Annotated in this window: 16 protein-coding genes; 4 read left to right on the top strand and 12 right to left on the bottom strand. The window is 61.9% G+C overall.

Annotated features, from left to right (window positions below; genetic code table 11):
- Positions 1-52 precede the first annotated feature (52 nt).
- Positions 53-943 carry a LysR substrate-binding domain-containing protein gene (locus tag ACTXGA_RS15735; protein ID WP_443395256.1) on the bottom strand — a complete coding sequence of 297 codons (891 nt, stop codon included), beginning with the start codon at positions 941-943 and terminating at the stop codon, positions 53-55.
- Positions 944-1,043: 100 nt separating this feature from the next.
- Between ACTXGA_RS15735 and ACTXGA_RS15730 the strand changes: the two genes are divergently transcribed.
- The 4 genes from ACTXGA_RS15730 to ACTXGA_RS15715 all read left to right on the top strand — a co-directional run bounded on the left by ACTXGA_RS15730 (position 1,044) and on the right by ACTXGA_RS15715 (position 5,080).
- Entirely contained in the window at positions 1,044-2,267 is a 1,224-nt protein-coding gene (locus ACTXGA_RS15730; protein ID WP_443395310.1) for an acyl-CoA dehydrogenase, read from the top strand.
- Between the two features lie 96 nt (positions 2,268-2,363).
- On the top strand, positions 2,364-3,707 hold the full coding sequence (locus tag ACTXGA_RS15725; protein WP_443395254.1) for an NAD(P)H-dependent oxidoreductase: 1,344 nt from the start codon (positions 2,364-2,366) through the stop codon (positions 3,705-3,707).
- A 168-nt stretch (positions 3,708-3,875) separates the two neighbouring features.
- A complete protein-coding gene (aroQ, locus tag ACTXGA_RS15720) occupies positions 3,876-4,316 on the top strand; it encodes a type II 3-dehydroquinate dehydratase (RefSeq protein WP_443395252.1) in 441 nt (146 codons plus the stop codon).
- Entirely contained in the window at positions 4,316-5,080 is a 765-nt protein-coding gene (locus ACTXGA_RS15715) for a helix-turn-helix transcriptional regulator (protein ID WP_443395250.1), read from the top strand. The genes aroQ and ACTXGA_RS15715 overlap by 1 nt, the downstream gene beginning before the upstream one ends.
- A 699-nt stretch (positions 5,081-5,779) precedes the next feature.
- On the opposite strand, the gene tsf is transcribed toward ACTXGA_RS15715, so the two are convergent.
- The 11 genes from tsf to ACTXGA_RS15660 all read right to left on the bottom strand — a co-directional run bounded on the left by tsf (position 5,780) and on the right by ACTXGA_RS15660 (position 18,150).
- Positions 5,780-6,655: a translation elongation factor Ts gene (gene tsf, locus ACTXGA_RS15710; RefSeq protein WP_443395248.1), complete on the bottom strand. Its 876-nt coding sequence runs from the start codon at positions 6,653-6,655 to the stop codon at positions 5,780-5,782.
- Between the two features lie 105 nt (positions 6,656-6,760).
- The gene (gene rpsB / locus ACTXGA_RS15705) at positions 6,761-7,528 is read right to left on the bottom strand and encodes a 30S ribosomal protein S2 (protein ID WP_443395246.1); all 768 of its coding nucleotides are present in this window, start codon (positions 7,526-7,528) and stop codon (positions 6,761-6,763) included.
- A gap of 188 nt (positions 7,529-7,716) precedes the next feature.
- Positions 7,717-9,345 (bottom strand): FAD-dependent oxidoreductase, encoded by a 1,629-nt coding sequence (locus ACTXGA_RS15700; protein ID WP_443395245.1) that lies wholly within the window; start codon positions 9,343-9,345, stop codon positions 7,717-7,719.
- A 330-nt stretch (positions 9,346-9,675) separates the two neighbouring features.
- Positions 9,676-10,977 carry a HupE/UreJ family protein gene (locus tag ACTXGA_RS15695; RefSeq protein WP_443395243.1) on the bottom strand — a complete coding sequence of 434 codons (1,302 nt, stop codon included), beginning with the start codon at positions 10,975-10,977 and terminating at the stop codon, positions 9,676-9,678.
- A 76-nt stretch (positions 10,978-11,053) separates the two neighbouring features.
- Positions 11,054-11,647 carry a rhodanese-like domain-containing protein gene (locus ACTXGA_RS15690; RefSeq protein ID WP_443395241.1) on the bottom strand — a complete coding sequence of 198 codons (594 nt, stop codon included), beginning with the start codon at positions 11,645-11,647 and terminating at the stop codon, positions 11,054-11,056.
- A 276-nt stretch (positions 11,648-11,923) separates the two neighbouring features.
- Positions 11,924-12,613 (bottom strand): phosphate regulon transcriptional regulator PhoB, encoded by a 690-nt coding sequence (gene phoB / locus ACTXGA_RS15685; RefSeq protein ID WP_443395240.1) that lies wholly within the window; start codon positions 12,611-12,613, stop codon positions 11,924-11,926.
- A 4-nt stretch (positions 12,614-12,617) separates the two neighbouring features.
- Positions 12,618-13,367, bottom strand: coding sequence for a phosphate signaling complex protein PhoU (gene phoU, locus ACTXGA_RS15680; RefSeq protein WP_443395238.1), 750 nt, complete (start codon positions 13,365-13,367; stop codon positions 12,618-12,620).
- A 4-nt stretch (positions 13,368-13,371) separates the two neighbouring features.
- Positions 13,372-14,169 carry a phosphate ABC transporter ATP-binding protein PstB gene (pstB, locus tag ACTXGA_RS15675; RefSeq protein WP_443395236.1) on the bottom strand — a complete coding sequence of 266 codons (798 nt, stop codon included), beginning with the start codon at positions 14,167-14,169 and terminating at the stop codon, positions 13,372-13,374.
- A 33-nt stretch (positions 14,170-14,202) separates the two neighbouring features.
- Positions 14,203-15,531 (bottom strand): phosphate ABC transporter permease PstA, encoded by a 1,329-nt coding sequence (gene pstA, locus ACTXGA_RS15670; RefSeq protein ID WP_443395234.1) that lies wholly within the window; start codon positions 15,529-15,531, stop codon positions 14,203-14,205.
- Positions 15,531-17,003 (bottom strand): phosphate ABC transporter permease subunit PstC, encoded by a 1,473-nt coding sequence (gene pstC, locus ACTXGA_RS15665; RefSeq protein WP_443395232.1) that lies wholly within the window; start codon positions 17,001-17,003, stop codon positions 15,531-15,533. Before pstC ends, pstA begins: the two co-directional genes overlap by 1 nt.
- Positions 17,004-17,109: 106 nt before the next feature.
- Positions 17,110-18,150: a substrate-binding domain-containing protein gene (locus tag ACTXGA_RS15660; protein ID WP_443395230.1), complete on the bottom strand. Its 1,041-nt coding sequence runs from the start codon at positions 18,148-18,150 to the stop codon at positions 17,110-17,112.
- Positions 18,151-18,203 lie beyond the last annotated feature (53 nt).

Genomic DNA, 18,203 nt, shown 5'->3' with positions numbered 1-18,203 from the left:
TTGCCGTTTTGACGTGCCGCGCAGTCCGGTGCAAGCGGTGATCTTGCGTCGTCTAGCGCGGCAGCATTTCCTCTTCATCCGTGCAAAGTGACAACCAGTCGCGAAAGGCCCTCACACCGGGACCGGGCGGGCGGTCAGCGGGCCAGACGAGGTAATAGGCGCCAAGGCTGACGGGCGGGGCGTCGTAGGCGCGGCGCAGGGACCCGGAAGCACGTTCCTGATCCGTCAGGTAATCGGGCAAAAGCGCCACGCCCAGCCCGTGCAGGACCGCCTGCTGAATGGCGGTGAACTGGTCGAAGGTGGGGCCGGGCAGGGGTGCGGGATCGGCCCCCTGCAGGGCGAACCAGCGCGCCCATGCCTCTGGCCGGGTCTGGATGTGCAAGAGCGGGAGGCGGCGCAGGGCGTCCAGCGGGACCGGCCCATCGGGCAAGAGACCGGGCGCGGCCAGCGGCTGCACGGTTTCGGTCATCAGCCGCAGGTGATGCGTGTCCGGCCAGTCCGGCGCGCCGAAATGCAACGCCGCATCAAAGGGTTCTGCGGCAAAGCTGAAGGGCCGCAGGCGGGTTGTCATGTTCACCGTCACCTCTGGATGGCGGCGCGTGAAATCCGGCAGGCGCGGCAACAGCCAGCGCATGCCGAAGCTGGGCAGAATGGCCAGGTTCAGCGCGCCGCCCGAGGGGTCCAGCCGAAGCGCCATGGCCGCCTGCGTCAGCCGGTCCAGCGTGTCCCGCACGCTGGCCGCGAATTCCCGCGCCTGAGGTGTCAGCCGCAAGGACCTGTTTTGTCTCAGAAAAAGAGAAACACCGAGGTGATCCTCCAGCGTGCGCAACTGGCGCGAGACCGCGCTTTGCGTCAGGTTCAATTCCTGCGCGGCGGCTGTGGCGCTGCCCAGACGGTCCAGCGCCTCTAGCGCGCGCAGCGCAGGCAAGGGCGGCAGATGCATTCCATTTCCTCATGCTTTGCTGCGGAATTGTCGTTTTTCCATGCGCGAAAGGCAAGCTATGCTGCGGGCAACACAGGATCAGGAGGACGCGATGAACGAGATGCGCGATGTGAAACCCACGCTGAAGGCCAAGGATGCCCCGGACCTTGGCGGGTTCGATTGGGAGGATCCGTTCCGCCTGAACGATCAACTCTCCGAGGAAGAACGGATGCTGGCAGAGGGTGCCCGCGCCTTTGCGCAGGAGAAACTGGCACCAAGGATTGTCGATGCCTTTCAGCAGGAAACCGTGGCGCCCGAGGTATTTGCCGAAATGGGCGGCATGGGCCTGTTGGGCATCACGGTGCCCGAGGAATACGGCGGTCTGGGCAGTTCCTACGTGTCCTACGGCCTTGTGGCGCGCGAAATCGAGCGGGTGGATTCCGGCTATCGGTCCATGATGTCGGTGCAGTCCAGTCTCGTGATGTACCCGATCTACGCCTATGGGTCCGAGGAGCAGCGCAAGAAATATCTGCCGAAACTGGCCAGCGGCGAGTGGATCGGCTGTTTCGGCCTGACCGAACCGGACGCGGGCAGCGATCCGGGCAGCATGAAAACCCGCGCCGAAAAGATCGATGGCGGCTATCGCCTGACCGGGGCCAAGATGTGGATTTCCAACGCGCCGATCGCCGATGTCTTTGTCGTCTGGGCCAAGTCGGATGCGCATGACGGCAAGATCCGCGGCTTTGTGCTGGAAAAGGGCGCCAAGGGGCTGAGCGCGCCCAAGATTGGCAACAAGCTTTCCCTGCGGGCCTCTGTCACCGGTGAAGTGGTGCTGGATGGCGTCGAGGTAGGTGAAGACGCGCTTTTGCCGCATATTCAAGGGCTTAAAGGACCTTTTGGATGTTTGAACCGGGCACGCTACGGAATCGCCTGGGGCGCACTTGGCGCGGCGGAGTTCTGCTGGCACGCGGCGCGGCAATACGGGCTGGACCGCAAGCAGTTCGGCAAACCCATCGCGCAGACCCAGTTGTTCCAGAAGAAACTGGCCGACATGCAGACCGAAATCGCCCTTGGCCTGCAAGGCTGCCTGCGGGTCGGTCGCCTGATAGACGAGGCCCAGGGCGCGCCCGAGATGATCTCGATCCTGAAACGCAACAACTGCGGCAAGGCGCTGGAGATTGCGCGCATGGCCCGTGACATGCATGGCGGCAACGGGATTTCGGCCGAATTCCAAGTGATCCGCCACATGCTGAACCTTGAAACGGTGAACACCTATGAGGGCACACACGATGTGCATGCATTGATCCTTGGCCGTGCGCAGACCGGGTTGCAGGCGTTTTTCTGAAACCCGACTGGCAAGACCGTGAAAAAGGGCAGGGCGCAGGCCTTGCCCTTTTGTATTTTGCGGCGTGTTATCGGCCTGCCACAGGGAGGACAGGCGATGAATTTGCATGCAATGCTGGCCGCGCGCGCGGGTCAGGGAAAACCGGTGCGCGTGGGGTTGATCGGCGCGGGCAAGTTCGGGTCGATGGTGCTGGCACAGGCGCGCAAGATCGACGGCTATCACATTGTTGGCGTTGCAGATCTTGATCCAGGCAAGGCGCGTGCATCGCTGGCGCGCACCGGCTGGGAGGACGAGGAATACGCCGCAACCTCCTTGTCCGACGCGATGGATACCGGACGCACCTTTGTCACGGACGACGCCAAGGCGCTTTGCGATTTCGAAGGGATTGAATGCATCATCGAGGCGACAGGCCATCCGCTGGCTGGTACGCGTCATGCTCTGGCGGCCATCGAGGGGATGAAGCACATCGTCATGGTCAATGTCGAAGCGGACGTGATGGTGGGCCCGATCCTTGGGCGCATGGCTCGTGAGCGGGGGCTGGTCTATTCCATGGCCTACGGCGACCAACCCGCGTTCATCTGCGAGCTTGTGGATTGGGTACGTTCCTGCGGCTTTGAATTAACTTCCGCCGGCAAGGGTATGAATTTTCGCCCGGAATACCGATACAGTACGCCGGATACGGTTTGGGGCTACTTCGGTTGGTCCGAAGAGTTCGTCGCCGAGGGCGACTTTAACCCCAAGATGTATAACTCCTTTACCGATGGCACCAAGGCCGCGATCGAAATGGCGGCAGTGGCCAATGGCACGGGGCTGGATTGTCCGGATGACGGGTTGGCGTTCTATCCCACGGGGCTCCACGACCTCGCGGGCGTGTTCAAACCGGCCAGCGAGGGCGGACGGTTGCCGAAAGCGGGTCTTGTCGACATTGCCGCCAGCATGGAACCGGACGGCCGCCGTGTGGTGAACAACATCCAATACGGGATGTTCGTGACGTTCCGCGCGCCGGATGAGTACACGCGCGGCTGTTTCGAGCAATACGGGCTGCTGACCGATGACAGCGGGTGGTACGGGTCCATGTGGCGGCCATTCCACCTGATCGGGCTGGAAACCAGCGTTTCGGTGCTGTCGGCAATACTGCGGGGGGAACCGACGGGCAGTTCGATGACGTTCCGAGGCGATGCCGTGGCGACCGCAAAGCGCAATCTGAAGGCCGGTGAGTACTTGGACGGCGAAGGCGGGTTTGCCACCTGGGCCAAGGCGATCCCGGCGGCGCAATCTGTGGCGGTGGATGCCTTGCCGATGGGGCTGGCGCATCATGTGGAGTTGGTGCGGGATGTGCCGCAGGATCACATCGTGCGCATGTCGGATGTGCGGTTCACCGACGATCTGGACGTTGTTTCCTTGCGCAAAAGGCAGGTAGAGGAGATGTCGCCAACGTGACGTCCATAACTCTTATAATCTGTATTATGTAAATATTGTCTGTATGGGGAACGGTAGACAAGCGTCCCCCATGCAACGACTTTCCCGAAATCCAGACTTTTGCACGGCGATGCGCTGGACAGACCATAGACCGGACTTTTACCACTCGATCAAAGCCGGAGCACCCATATGACCTCGATCCTTGTCCTGAATGGACCCAACCTGAACCTGCTGGGCACCCGCCAGCCGGAAATCTATGGCCACACCACGCTGGCCGATGTCGAGGACATGAGCCGCGCCCACGGCGCTGCGCGCGGCGTCGATGTGGAATGCGCGCAGTCCAACCACGAAGGCGCTCTGGTCACCCATATCCACGAGGCACGCGGCAAACATGCCGGGATCGTGCTGAACGCCGGTGCCTATACACATACGTCGATTGCCCTGATGGATGCCATCAAGGGCACCGAGGTGCCGACCGTCGAACTACACTTGTCGAACGTGCATGCCCGCGAAAGCTTTCGTCATCACTCTTACATCTCACCTGTCGCAATCGGGGTCATAGCCGGATTTGGTGCAAACGGGTATAAACTGGCAATTGACGCCCTGCTGGGCCATCTGGGGACCACGTGATGAAGGATGATCTGCGCGACTATCTCATCGATCTGACCAATACGGACGATGTTCAGGCCCTCTGGGAGCGGCATTGCGCCAAGATGGACAGCTACGGTTTCGACCGGCTGATCTATGGCTTTACCCGGTTCCTCACCGCCAACAGCTTTGGCGACCCGAATGACCTGATCGTGCTGACCAACCACACGCCGGCCTATCGCAAGGGTTTTGTCGAGGACGGGTTGTACCGTTACGCGCCGATGGTCCGTTGGGCGCTGGAGAATGAGGGGCATTGCAGCTGGCGCGCGCTGGCCGATCAGATCAGTGAAGGCACGCTGGACGATCGCGCGGCCAAGGTCGTGGCCTTCAACCTGCAGCACAAGGTTCACGCAGGCTACACGATCAGTTTCCAATCGGTCTCACACCGGGCCAAGGGCGCGATTTCCCTGACCACGCGTGAGGACATGAGCCAGGACGACGCTGACAAGGTCTGGGCCCAGCATGGCCAGGACATCGTGCTGCTGAACAACCTCACGCATCTCAAGATCCTCACCCTGCCCTTGCCGCTGGCCGGTCAGAACCTGACGCCGCGCCAGCGCGAGGCACTGGAATGGGTTGGCGACGGCAAGACCATGCAGGACATTGCCACGATCATGGGCCTGACGCAGGCGACGATCGAAAAGCATCTGCGCCTTGCGCGTGAAACGCTGAACGTCGAAACCACGGCGCAGGCCGTGGCCAAGGCCGCGTTCCACAACCAGATGTACATCCTCGAAGCGCAGTAAATCGCAATACATGTCATTTGACACAGATTCTCTCAAGCCACCGGTTTGGGGTGCGAAACCTATACGAAAGTAAACATTTCCAGGGTGACGCCCCCAATTGTCCCTTCACGCGGGCCCATTCCGCCGCAATTGCACCGGTCGTCGATCGAAATTTTCGGGGGTGCCATAAGTTTCGCCGTCCCAAGGGTTTAGCGATCTTTCACCGCGTAATTTAAGCGTGAATTTTTCGATTTTACTCTTCGGTCAGGAAAACCGTACTTCCTTTACGGAGGGTAAATTGCGATTGTTCAGATGTTCCGTGAGTGGTGGCTTTGGCCATGGAACATTGGCAACGCAACCCGCGTATTTCCGGGCTCTGCAGAGCCTACGGTGCAAGCCGACGCTGGTCCGGCGGTGCAATTAACGCATCGTCGGCCAGCACTCTTCGGGGTCCCCGGATCTCATCCCCAATGTCTCACCGGGGGCCCCGATCCTTTCATGATGGCAGGCAGAGCCCTATCGCGAAACCAGAAATTGGTTTTCGCCGCTCAACCTGCGGAAATTAGCCTATCGAAGTGATAAAAGCCGCGACTTACCGCCAAGCCGTGGCCAAGCGCCACGCTTTTTGCGGGCGGAAGAGGTAAAGCTGCCCCCTGCCCCGCAAAAGAAAACGGCGCGGGAAATCCCGCGCCGTTCCGATTCGTAGCGTCCGGGAAAGGATCAGCCCTGAGCGGCCTTGGCCACCTCGGCTGCGAAATCCTCTTCCTTCTTCTCGATGCCTTCACCGACCTGCATCCGGATAAAGCCGAGGATCTCGGCGCCGGCGTCATCAGCGGCCTGCTGCACGGTCTTGTCGGTGTCGAGCGCGAACTGCTGGTTCACCAGCGTCACTTCGGCCATGAATTTCTTCATGCGGCCGACGATCATCTTCTCGATCACGGCGTCGGGCTTGCCCGATTCCTTGGCGATGTCGATCTGGACCTGCTTTTCCTTCTCGACAACGGCCGGATCGAGGTCCGCTTCGTTCAGAGCGGCCGGGTTCGCGGCGGCGATGTGCATCGCAACCTGCTTGCCGAACTCTTCGGAGCCGCCCTTCAGCGCGACCAGCACGCCGATCTGGCCCATGCCCGCGGTGGCAGCGTTGTGCACATAGGCTGCAACGATCTCGCCTTCGATCTTCGCCATGCGGCGCAGCGACATGTTCTCGCCGATGGTGGCGATTTTGTCGGTGATCAGCGTCTCGACAGTTTTGCCGCCAACTTCGGCCGCTTTCAGCGCCTCGACGTCATCGACCTTCAGCGCGGCGCCGGCAATGCCTGCGACCATGCTCTGGAAGTCGGCGTTCTTGGCGACGAAGTCGGTTTCCGAGTTCACCTCGACAGCAACACCGGTGCCGCCGTCGATCTGAACGGCCACAAGGCCCTCTGCCGCGGTGCGGCCCGATTTCTTGGCGGCCTTGGCGAGACCCTTGGTCCGCAGCCAGTCAACGGCTGCTTCCATGTCGCCATCGGTCTCGACCAACGCTTTCTTGGCATCCATCATGCCCGCGCCGGTCATTTCGCGCAGTTCTTTCACCTGTGCAGCAGTGATCGCCATGATTTGGCTCTCCTCATATCTAACTTGGCTTGGGGCGCGCATGCGGGCGGCCTGTCAGCCACCCGCCTATTGTCACGCGCACATGTCGCTATTGCGACAGTAAGATCAGGCTTCGCCGGACTCGGCCAGCAGCTCTTCTGCCGGGGCATCTTCGAGCGCGCCCAGGTCAACGCCGGCTGCTTCCATCTGGCCGGTCATGCCGTCCAGAGCCGCGCGGCTGACCAGATCGCAGTACAGCGCAATGGCGCGGGCCGCGTCGTCGTTGCCGGGGATGATGTAATCGATGCCGTCGGGCGAGCAGTTGGTGTCGACGATCGCAACAACCGGGATGCCCAGCTTGTTGGCTTCGGCAACGGCCAGTGCTTCTTTCTTGACGTCGATGACGAACAGCATGTCCGGCACGCCGCCCATTTCACGGATCCCGCCCAGCGATGCCTGCAGCTTCGTCTGGTCACGCTCCATGTTCAGGCGCTCTTTCTTGGTCAGGCCCTCGGCGCCGGATTCCATCTGCTCGTCGATGGTCCGCAGGCGGTCGATGGACTGCTTGACGGTCTGCCAGTTGGTCAGCGTGCCGCCCAGCCAGCGGTGGTTCATGTAGTACTGGGCGCATTTCTCGGCTGCTTCGGCGATCGGCTGAGCCGCCTGACGCTTGGTGCCGACGAACAGCACGCGGCCGCCCTTGGCGACACATTCGCGGATCGCGTTCAGAGCAGCGTCCAGCATCGGGACGGTCTGCGTCAGGTCCATGATGTGGATGCCGTTGCGCGCACCGTAGATGAACTCGCCCATGCGGGGGTTCCAGCGCTGCGTCTGGTGGCCAAAGTGAACGCCAGCTTCAAGCAGCTGACGCATGGTGAACTCAGGAAGAGCCATGCCTTGTATCCTTTCCGGTTTCTATCCTCGGCGGGGGATCAAGGCATCTGCCTCAACCGGTGGACCATTGGGGATGTCTGTCCAAGTGGCCCGCCCCCGCCTGCGGGGTTCGTGGCGCTGCCCTTACAGCGGTTTGGCGGGGGGTTCAACCCCCCCGCCGTTCTGCTGGGCCTTCTAACTTTGTCGCGTCAGGCAGCGCGTCCGGTTTCCGGCGTCCAGTCGATGCCATAGACCCGCTGCATCCGGTCCTGGAAATAGTCGCGCAGCACCGGGAAGCCCTCTGCCAGTTTCAGGAATTCATCCCGGTCCAGCACCAGAACCTTGGTGTCTTCCAACGCCCGCACTGTGCCCGCGCGGCGGTTGTGACCAAGGATCAGACGTTCTCCGAAATGCCCACCTGCGCCCAGCGTCCATGTCCTGGGTTCGCCGGTCGTCTCGTCCTCGTAGTTCAACTGCACGCTGCCGGACAGAACGGTGTATACGCCATCGGCGCGATTGCCCTTTTCGAACACACGGTCACCGGCCCGAAAGTGAACATAGCGCGCGGCGCTCGGGCGGTCTGCCCGGATCTGCACAACCGAACGCGGGCTGAGCGCGTCCAGCAGCCAGTTCAGCAGGACCCGCACCTTGGTGCCCACACCCGGCAGGAACGCCGCGTAATAGGCCCGCCACAGCAGCCATGCCGGAAATCCGGAAAAGTTCATTCCCCAGACCTGTGCCACGCCGCGTCGCGCCCCCAGCGAAGCCAAGGCCCCCTGCGAGACATACTGGAACGGCGCAAGGGGTTTGCCCTTGATCGCGGCCTCGATATTGGCCGCCACAGTGCGCGCTTCGCGCACGGCGAATTGTGCGGTTGGCGGTGCGAAATCACCGCGTTCCGTCGCGCCGTCCTTCATCGGGATCATGGCGCAGTCTCCCAGCGACCACACGTTGTCATGGCCTTTGACGCGCAGGCTACGCTCGACATCGATCCGTCCCTGGACCTTGGGCAGGTCCATCGCGGAAACCACCGGAGACGGCGCATTGCCGATGGTGGCCACGATGGTGCGCGTCGGAATTTCCTCGCCGGTGGTAGTGATAAGCCGCGTGCCGGTGGCCGAGGCGACACCGGTGTTCAGCAACACCTCGATCCCGCGCTCCTGCAGCTTCTTCGCTGCGTAGGTTCCCAGCTTTTCCGGCAGTTCGCCCAGAACGCGCCCGGCGAATTCCACCACTTTCACGCGCACTTCCTCTGGCGAGATATTGGGATAGTATTTCAGCGATCGGTCGATGAGTTCCTTCATCTCGCCAACTGTCTCGACACCTGAGAACCCTGCCCCGACGACGCAGAAGGTCAGTGCTTCTTGCTTGACCTCGGGCAGTTGCGTGATCTCGGCATGTTCCAGTCTTTCGATCACATGCGCCCGCAGACACCGCGCGTCTTCAAGGGTTTTCATGGTCAGCGCGTGATCGCTCAGGCCCTGCGTCCGGCTGAGATCAACACGCTGTCCCATCGCCACAACAAGGTGATCGTAGGGCACCTCGGTCGGGCGGCGCTGAACGCCCTGAAAGACCGTCACGATCCGGCGCTCAAAATCCACATTGTCGACCCGCGCCTTGCGGACGAAGATATTGCGCAACAAAAAGCGCAGCGGTGACACGGCGTGCGGCGCGGCAATCGACCCGGCGGCCACCTCCGGCAGCAGCGGCTGGAAAACAAAATAATTTTCGTCATTGATCAGCTCGACCTCGGCACTGTCACCAAGGCGCTTCTTGATCTCGCGCGCCGCGAACATGCCGGCGAAACCGCCCCCCAAAATCAGAATACGTTGCGGCATATCCAATCCTCCTTCGAGATTGCGGTGCTATGGACGCTGCGCGATTGCTGCGCCGCAGCATGTGCGCGGTTTAATGAACTTCGTGACGTCAGGCAAGAAAATTGAGCGTTTTCAATTGCATACGATGGAATACCGCGGGCGCCCGGAAATAAATCACGGAAAGTTACGTTTTATGCCAAAGGGCTAGCGACCAAGGCGGCATCCCGCAAATCCGCGCGGTGTTGCAAGAAATGTTAGCGCCCAAACAAGAACCGCCCCGAAGGGCGGCTCTGGCTGTCGCGAAGACAGCCGGTGATTCGAAGCTCGGGCTTCATGGCGGGCCGTCGCAGGTTACAGAAACACCCGCTCCACGAACCAGTAGGCCCCTACGGCGGCAATCGCCAGCGACGCAGGAACCGCGACGAAGTGGCGATAGGCTCGCACGTCATCCACGAAGGTCGCCGCCAGCAGACACAAGAGGCACAGCCCCGCCACCGGCCAGAGGAACACCGGGGCGCTTGCACCCATCATGCCGGTGAAGCCGGGACCGTTCAGCAGGAACCCACCCGCGACGAAAGCCAGAGCAAGTATGCCATAGACGATTTGCCCGGTGCGCAGATCTGTGCGCCCGCTGTCCACTCGCTGCGCGAGATAGACCAGCAGAAAGGCCGCCGCGATCACCGACAGTTGGCCCAGTTCCACACCCACGTTGAACCCGATCAGTGCCGGGATGAATTGTTCGGCGGGCAGGCCGAATTCGCCCAGCACGGAGGCAAAGCCAAGCCCATGCAGCAGCCCAAAGGCAAAGATCACCGCCGGGCGCCATTTGTGCAGCTTGTCGGAGATGATGTTCTCGACGGCCACATAGACAATGGAGGCGGCAATGATCGGCTCGACGATGCTGCCGGGAATGTTCACATACCCCAGCGCGCCAAGCGCCAGAGTGACCGTATGCGCCAGCGTAAAGGCCGAGATCTGCCACAGCAGCGGACCCAGTCGTGTGGACAGGAAGAACAGGCCCAGCACGAACAGGATATGGTCCAGCCCCATCGGAACGATATGTTCGAACCCGACCGGGATGTAATAGGCAAAGGCGCCCAGACCCGACATGGCATTGCCGCCTGCGATGGCGATGGGGTCCGAAGTGCCGCCGGTCAGATAGCCGGTGAACCCGTCCTCCACATCCATCTGGCGCAGGATCAGCGTCCCGTATTCCGAGGGCCAGCTGACGGTCAGCGTTTCGGCACCGCCAGGCAGGTCGCCATTCAGGAACAGCCGCGATTCACGCGGCAAAGTCACGTCCGGCACGCTGTCGACCTGAATATCCGCAGCGCTCAGCGGCACCGCCTGCCCCTCTGCGCTGATTGTCACCTGCGACAGCACTTGGCCCAGGCTCGCCTCGATCTCGGACTTCAGCGTATCCGGCTCCAGTGCCCGCAGCGTGTCGACCTTGTCGGCATCGTCGGACTCGTTGGTATCGTCCAGCCCCTCCAGATCGACACCGGCCAGAACCGGTTCCATGCTCAGACGCAGAACCAGAGACACCCGGCCGTCCTCGGTGGTCAGATCGCCAATCGCGGGACGGACTTCATGCGCCACCGCGCTGCCCATCCAAAGCAGCATCGCCACGACGGCCAGCCAGAATCGTGTCATGTGGTTCTCCTTCACTTGCAACGGAGAATGACGCGCCGCAGTCTCAATTCAAGCCCGTTCCCGAGCTTTCCCGGCGTTAGCCGGAGGGGTCGGTCACGGTCAGACCAAGCACGCGCCAGCTTTGCATCCCGCCGCGGTAGTAGAAGATCCGTTCCGCCGGATAGCCTGCTTCGATCATGTTGCGGATCGCGGTTGGCGACTGGCCGCACCACAGCCCGTTGCAGAACAGCGCCACCGGGCGCGCCTCGGCGCAGTCCCAGCCTTCGAAATCCACCTCGCAGCCCAGCTGGCCCATTTCGTCGATGATGTAGGTATAGGGAATGTTGATCGCGCCGGGGATGCTGCCGGAGCTGAACCAGTCGGAGGTTCGGCTGTCGATCACCACGGCCTCCGGATCCTGCAGCATGGCGATCAGTTCCAATTCACCGATCGTGGTCACCCCCTCGGCGGGTGTCATGGGCTGAATGCAGAAATTGGGACAGGGGCGCGAGGTCCGGGCCCATTCGCCGGTGATCTGGTGGTCCGTGTCCTGAATGCGTTTAATGACCACGGGGCCGGATGGGGTCTGAATCTCGACCTCTGCGAGGCCCTTGCCGATCCCAACCTCATCGGCGGCCAGTGATGTGGCTTGCAGAAAGGCGGCGGTGAATATCAGGGGTACTATGCGCATGGCGGCCTCCGGTCTGGATCATGTCCGTCCAGCCTACACATTCCGGAGAGACGATGCGACCGGTGAGCATGGGGAGACGTGTAGTTTGCCGAAGCGGTCATGAGCCGGGAAACCGGGGGCACAGAAACTGCCCCCCGGGGCTCCGTCCGTGCGAGACTTGAAAGGTTCACTGGACTTTTCATCCGGCTGCGCCGGAACCGTCCACCCCGGGGCTCTGCCCGTTCGAGACTTGAAAGGCCCACTGGACCTTTCATCCGGCTGCGCCGGAACCGTCTCTCACCCCAGCGCGTAGCCGGCGCCGCGCACCGTGCGCAAAGGATCGTCGCCCCCATTCTGGCACAGCGCCTTGCGCAGCCGTCCAATGTGGACGTCCACGGTGCGGGTATCGACATAGATGTCGCGCCCCCAGACCCGGTCCAACAGTTGTTCACGCGACCAGACGCGGCCCGGCTTTTCCATGAAGGTGGTCAGCAGGCGAAACTCGGTCGGGCCCAGTTTCAGACCCTTGCCGCCGCGCGTCACGCGATGCGTCTCTGAATCGAGCACGATGTCCTCATACTCCAGTTGCAGACCCGCCGCCGCCGGACGTGTACGCCGCAACTGCGCCCGCACCCGAGCCATCAGTTCGATCACCGAATAGGGTTTGACGACATAATCATCCGCCCCGGTTTCCAGCCCGCGCACGCGGTCGACCTCTTCGGACCGCGCCGAAAGCATGATGATCGGCACGTTGCGCGTATCGGGGCGCGTCTTTATCTGGCGGCAGACCTCGATTCCCGAGACATTGGGCAGCATCCAGTCCAGAACGATGATATCCGGCGATTCCTCTTCCAGAAGCACCAGAGCCTCTTCGCCGTTTTCGGCGCGGGCAACGCGAAACCCCTCCGCTTCGAGATTGTAGGTCAGGACTTCGCGTTGGGCAGCCTCATCCTCGACCACCAGAACCGTCGGCTGATCTGCAGACATGTGCTCAGTCCCCGTCCTCATCCCCAAGCGGCGCATCCGGTGCAAGGCTGGCATCCGTCGAGGTACGGTCCGCCTTGACCCGGACATCTTCGGGTTTGTGGCCCGAGGTCAGGAAAATCACCTGCTCGCAGATCGAGGTCACGTGGTCGCCCATGCGTTCGATGTTCTTGGCGATGAAATGCAGATGCATGCAGGCAGTGATGTTGCGCGGATCTTCCAGCATGAAGGTCAGGAATTCGCGGAACAGCGTGTTGTACATCTGGTCGACGTCGCGGTCGCGTTCGATCACGTCCTCGGCCAGTGCCTGATCGCGCTGAATATAGGCGTCCAGCGCGTCCTTGAGCATCAGTTCCACCTCGCGCGCCATGCGGCGCAGCGACGTGGCGGTGCCGCCGACGGGCTGCATCTGCACAAGGACGGAGGTCCGTTTGGCGATGTTTTTCGACAGGTCACCAATGCGTTCAAGGTTGGCCGACATGCGCATGACCGACAGCACGACCCGCAGGTCCGATGCGATGGGCGCGCGCAGGGCGATCACCCGGGCGGCCTCTTCGTTCAGCGCCTCTTCCATGGCGTCGATGGCGGCATCGCCGTGACGCACCTGTTCGGCCAGATCCTCGTCGCGGGTTTCCAGAGATTTGGCGGACCGGATGATCGCGGCCTCCACAAGGCCGCCCATCTTCATGATCTGCGCCTGAATCCCTTCAAGGTCCCGGTCAAAGGCGCTTGCGATATGCTGTTTCAGTTCAGACATTTTCTTATCCGATCCGTCCGGTGATGTAGGATTCCGTCCGGGGATCCACCGGGTTGGTGAAGATCTTGCCGGTTTCGCCAAATTCCACGAGGTTGCCGAGGTGGAAAAAGGCGGTTTTCTGGCTGACGCGCGCGGCCTGCTGCATCGAGTGGGTCACGATGACCACCGAATACTGCGAACGCAACTCGTCGATCAGTTCCTCGACCTGGCTAGTTGCGATCGGGTCCAGCGCCGAGCAGGGCTCATCCATCAACAGGACCTCCGGCTCGGTGGCGATGGCGCGGGCGATGCACAGGCGCTGTTGCTGGCCCCCGGACAGGCCGGTGCCCGGCGCGTCCAGGCGATCCTTGACCTCATCCCAGATGGCGCCACGGCGCAGGGACTTTTCAACGATCTCGTCCAGATCGGCCTTGGACCGGGCCAGACCGTGGATGCGGGGGCCGTAGGCGACGTTGTCATAGATCGACTTGGGAAAGGGGTTCGGTTTCTGGAACACCATGCCGACCTTGGCGCGCAGTTGCACCGGATCGACGCGCTTGTCGTAGATGTTTTCGCCGTCGATCTGGATGTCACCTTCGACACGGCAGATGTCGATGGTGTCGTTCATCCGGTTCAGGCAACGCAGGAATGTGGACTTGCCGCAGCCCGACGGGCCGATGAAGGCGGTTACGGTCTTGTCTTCGATGTCGACGTCCACGTCCTTGATGGCGTGGTTCGTGCCGTAATACACCTGAACCTTGCGGGCGCTGATCTTGGTTTCCTTCTGGTCCACGTGTCTCTCCGTGTGCGGTGCGTCGTACATTGTCTTATTCTCCTTATCCGCGGCGCTTCGGCCTTACCAGCGGCGCTCGAAGCGGCGGCGCAGAATGATGGCGATGATATTCATGGTCAGGAGGAAGATGAGAAGGATGATGATCCCGCCCCAGGCCTTTTCATAGAACGCCTGATCGGCGCGGGCGGCCCAGGTGTAGATCTGCGCCGGCATGGCCGAGTTCGCCTCGGTAAAGCCCGCGATCAGGCCGTCCGGATAGGCGCGGGCGACAAAGCCCACCATGCCGATCAGCAAGAGCGGAGCGGTTTCCCCCAGCGCCTGCGCCAGACCGATGATGGTGCCGGTCAGGATGCCCGGCATGGCCAGCGGCAGGACGTGGTGGAACACCGACTGCATCTTCGAGGCCCCTACCCCCAGTGCGGCATCGCGGATCGACGGCGGCACCGCCTTCAGCGAGGCACGGGTCGAGATGATGATCGTCGGCAGCGTCATCAGCGTCAGCACCAGCCCACCGACCAGCGGCGCGGATTGCGGCAGGTGGGCAAACTGGATGAACACCGCAAGGCCAAGGATACCGAAGACGATCGACGGCACCGCGGCGAGGTTCGAGATGTTCACCTCGATCAGGTCGGTCCATCGGTTCTGCGGTGCGAATTCCTCAAGGTAGATGGAGGCGGCGACGCCGATGGGCAGCGACAGGAACAGCACCACCAGCATCATGAAGAAGGACCCCACGACAGAGACGCCGATCCCGGCGCCGCCGGGGTTGTCCACACCCGAGTCCGCCCCGGTGATGAACCCCCAGTCAAAAGTCGTGGTGATGATGCCCGCCTCGGCCAGGGCGTCGACAAGATCCAGATCGGCCAGCGTCAGGAACCGGCTGTCGGTGAACCCGTCACGTTTGACCCGGCCCTTGAAATAGCCGTCGACCCGCGAAGATGCGTTCAGCTTGAACTGCACCGGTTCGCCCAGTTGGTTCTCGTTCGCGCGATAGTATTCACGCAGGGTGCCGCCGGCCTTGCCCATGATCCGTTCGATAGAGTCCTCGTCGAAATCGACCTGGATGTTCCGGGCATTCAGCTCTTTGTTCAGGGCCGAAATGAAAATCTCCGAATAGGCCTTGGTCTTGAACATCTGCTTTTCGGCAGCGTCATATTCGTCCTGCGTCAGGGTAAAGTTCAGGCTGACCACCGTCGTCGTGAAGGCGGGCGCACCGGAGCGCACGATAGAAACCGCCAGAATGGCGAGAAACAGAAGGCCGGTTGCAATGGCGGCGATGCCATAGGCCTTGAACCGCTTTTCGGCTGCGTTGCGCTTTTTCGTGTGCACATCCTCGGCCGTGAGCGAGATCTTCCGGCGCGGTGCGGGGCTGTCCATGCTTGCGTCGGTCATTAGTCGTACTGCTCCCGGTATTTGCGCACGATGTAGAGGGCGAAGACGTTCAGCCCCAGCGTCAGGATGAAGAGGGTCATGCCAAGGGCGAAGGCAACCAGCGCCTCGGGCGAGGCAAAGTCGCTGTCGCCGGTCAGCTGGGACACGATCTTGGCGGTCACCGTGGTCATCGCCTCGAAGGGGTTGAGGCTAAGCCGCGCGGCAGCGCCGGCGCCCAGAACCACGATCATGGTCTCGCCGATGGCGCGGCTGGCGGCCAGAAGAACGGCGCCCACAATGCCCGGCAGGGCGGCGGGCAGGATCACCTGCTTGATGGTTTCCGATTTGGTGGCACCAAGGCCATACGACCCGTCGCGCATCGCCTGCGGCACCGCGTTGATGATGTCATCAGACAGCGAGCTGACGAAGGGTATCAGCATGATGCCCATTGTGATGCCTGCGGTGATGACCGCACGCTGACCGGCCATCCAGCCAAGGCTGTCGGGACCAAAGACCGTCAGCAGCAGCGGTCCGACCGTCAGCAGCGCAAACAGGCCGTAAACGATGGTCGGGATACCGGCCAGAACCTCCAACATCGGTTTGGCAATCCCGCGCACGGTGGGCGTGGCGTATTCGGACAGGTAGATCGCCGCGAAGAGCCCGATCGGAACCGCGACCAGCAGCGCCACGAGGGAGATGTAGAAGGTGCCCCAGAGCAGCGGCAGAATTCCAAGGCTGGACGATCCGCCACGGCCGGAAAAGCTGGGCGCCCATTCCAGCAGCGTAAAGAACTCTGCCGCAGGATAGAGGCGGAAGAACTCGATGGTGTTGAACAGCAGCGAAAAGATGATGCCGATGGTCGTCAGAACGGCGATGGAGGCCGCCGCGATCAAGAGCGCCAGCACCCCCTGCTCGACCACGTTGCGGGCGCGGAATTCCTTGTTGGTTTCCCTTATCCCCCAGAACGCACCGAACAGCGACAGCAGAATGACGACACCGGCCATCAGCATGTTGCCGGTCGCGTTCAGCTGCCGGTATTCCTGCGCCGCCACCAGCATCGGCTTGGTCACAGTCGAGGTGACGATCTGACCGGCGTCTTTCAGCCGTGTGGTCATATCCTCAAGATCGGCATCCGGGTTGCGGGCAAAACTGTCACTCATCGCGCCCTGCGCGACGGAGTTTTCCAGCCCCTCGGCGGTGCGGCGAACCTCTGACAGCACCAGTCCGAGGCTGGAGCCTTCCTTGATCGCCGTGTCCGGGATCATGCCGGAGATCACGCTGTTGACGTAGAAGGGTTGCGCGATCAGCCAGACGACCAGCGCCAGCATGGCCGGGACCAGCGACTTCAGCGCCACGTTCGAGCCATAGTAGGACGGCAGCGAATGCAGGTCGCGCCTGTCGCCCCCGGCGCTTTGCATCGCGCGGCGCGACCCGAGGATATACCCCAAGGCCGCCAGCGCGAGCACGATCACGATGAGCCAGATAACAGGCATATGCCCCCCGAGTTCCGAAGTTGAGAAAAGGTCGTAAAAGGAAGGGGGGCGGCGGAATATGCCGCCCCCGTACAGGTCAGGCGAAATCGAACCCTTGCGGGCTGGATTACATGCCGCCGCCCATGACAACCTCGTCAGCGATCATCTGCTGGGTCTTGGCCAGCTCGGGATCGGCAACCAGACCGTATTGGGCCAGCGGGCCGTCGGGGCCTGCGATCTGTTCGTGGGTGAAGAACTGGGCGTATTCCTTCAGGCCGGGGATCACGCCGATGTGCGCTTTCTTGACGTAGAAATACAGCGGGCGCGACACCGGGTATTCACCGGTCGAGATGGTCTCGGTCGAGGGGGTGACACCGGCCATGGTGGCAACCTTCAGCTTGTCGGTGTTGTTCTCGTAGAACGCCAGACCGAAGACGCCGATGCCGTGCTGGTTGGCGTCGATGGACGCCAGCGTCTCGGTATAATCGCCGTCGATGTCGACAGACCGGCCGTCGGTGCGCACCTCAAGGCAGGCGTCTTCGGCGTCGTCTTCGGACATGCCGCCGTCGATCATTGCCTGCATCGCGCCGGTTTCTTCACAACCAACCGCGATCACTTTTTCTTCAAAGACTTCGCGGGTGCCGTGCTTGGTGCCCGGGATGAAGGCGAGGATTTCGGCGTCCGGCAGATCGGCGTTGAAATCGGACCACTTGGTGTAGGGGTTGTCGACCAGTTCGCCGTCAACCATGACCTTCGGCGCCAGAGCGTTGAAGATGTCGGACTGGCTGAAGGCGGTGTAGGCCGGGCCGTCGGTCTGCGAGGCAAAGACGATGCCGTCATAGCCGATGCGGACTTCGATGATGTCGGTCACGCCGTTTTCGGCACAGGCCTTGATTTCCTTTTCGCGGATCTTGCGCGACGCGTTTGCAATGTCGGTGTGCTCGGTGCCGACGCCCTGGCAGAAACGCTTGAGGCCAGCGGAGGAACCGCCCGATTCAACAACCGGCGTCGGGAAGTCGGTGTTGTCACCGAACAGTTCCGCCACGATGGAGGCATAGGGCAGAACGGTCGACGAACCGGCAACCTGAACGTTGTCACGTGCGGCAGCCGAAGTGGCTGCGACAGCAGCGATCGCCAGAGCGGAGGCGGACAGTTTAGCGAATTTCATAGGGTGCTCCCTGAGCTTAGGAATCGATCATCCCCACGATGACCTCTGTGCCG

The sequence above is a fragment of the Antarctobacter jejuensis genome (genome assembly GCF_052266595.1).
In the GTDB taxonomy this organism is placed as follows: domain Bacteria; phylum Pseudomonadota; class Alphaproteobacteria; order Rhodobacterales; family Rhodobacteraceae; genus Antarctobacter; species Antarctobacter jejuensis.
Note: the sequence above shows the minus strand (reverse complement) of the source record. Positions and strands in the feature narration are given on the sequence as shown.

Bases quoted from the DNA above. Each gene is read 5' to 3' on its own strand.
- ACTXGA_RS15730 (WP_443395310.1), top strand. From the start codon at position 1,044: ATGCGCGATGTGAAACCCACGCTGAAGGCCAAGGATGCCCCGGACCTT.
- tsf (WP_443395248.1), bottom strand. From the start codon at position 6,655: ATGGCGATCACTGCTGCACAGGTGAAAGAACTGCGCGAAATGACCGGC.
- ACTXGA_RS15725 (WP_443395254.1), top strand. From the start codon at position 2,364: ATGAATTTGCATGCAATGCTGGCCGCGCGCGCGGGTCAGGGAAAACCG.
- aroQ (WP_443395252.1), top strand. From the start codon at position 3,876: ATGACCTCGATCCTTGTCCTGAATGGACCCAACCTGAACCTGCTGGGC.
- rpsB (WP_443395246.1), bottom strand. From the start codon at position 7,528: ATGGCTCTTCCTGAGTTCACCATGCGTCAGCTGCTTGAAGCTGGCGTT.
- ACTXGA_RS15695 (WP_443395243.1), bottom strand. From the start codon at position 10,977: ATGACACGATTCTGGCTGGCCGTCGTGGCGATGCTGCTTTGGATGGGC.
- pstA (WP_443395234.1), bottom strand. From the start codon at position 15,531: ATGACCGACGCAAGCATGGACAGCCCCGCACCGCGCCGGAAGATCTCG.
- ACTXGA_RS15660 (WP_443395230.1), bottom strand. From the start codon at position 18,150: ATGAAATTCGCTAAACTGTCCGCCTCCGCTCTGGCGATCGCTGCTGTC.
- phoU (WP_443395238.1), bottom strand. From the start codon at position 13,367: ATGTCTGAACTGAAACAGCATATCGCAAGCGCCTTTGACCGGGACCTT.
- ACTXGA_RS15715 (WP_443395250.1), top strand. From the start codon at position 4,316: ATGAAGGATGATCTGCGCGACTATCTCATCGATCTGACCAATACGGAC.
- pstC (WP_443395232.1), bottom strand. From the start codon at position 17,003: ATGCCTGTTATCTGGCTCATCGTGATCGTGCTCGCGCTGGCGGCCTTG.
- pstB (WP_443395236.1), bottom strand. From the start codon at position 14,169: ATGTACGACGCACCGCACACGGAGAGACACGTGGACCAGAAGGAAACC.
- ACTXGA_RS15700 (WP_443395245.1), bottom strand. From the start codon at position 9,345: ATGCCGCAACGTATTCTGATTTTGGGGGGCGGTTTCGCCGGCATGTTC.
- ACTXGA_RS15735 (WP_443395256.1), bottom strand. From the start codon at position 943: ATGCATCTGCCGCCCTTGCCTGCGCTGCGCGCGCTAGAGGCGCTGGAC.
- phoB (WP_443395240.1), bottom strand. From the start codon at position 12,613: ATGTCTGCAGATCAGCCGACGGTTCTGGTGGTCGAGGATGAGGCTGCC.
- ACTXGA_RS15690 (WP_443395241.1), bottom strand. From the start codon at position 11,647: ATGCGCATAGTACCCCTGATATTCACCGCCGCCTTTCTGCAAGCCACA.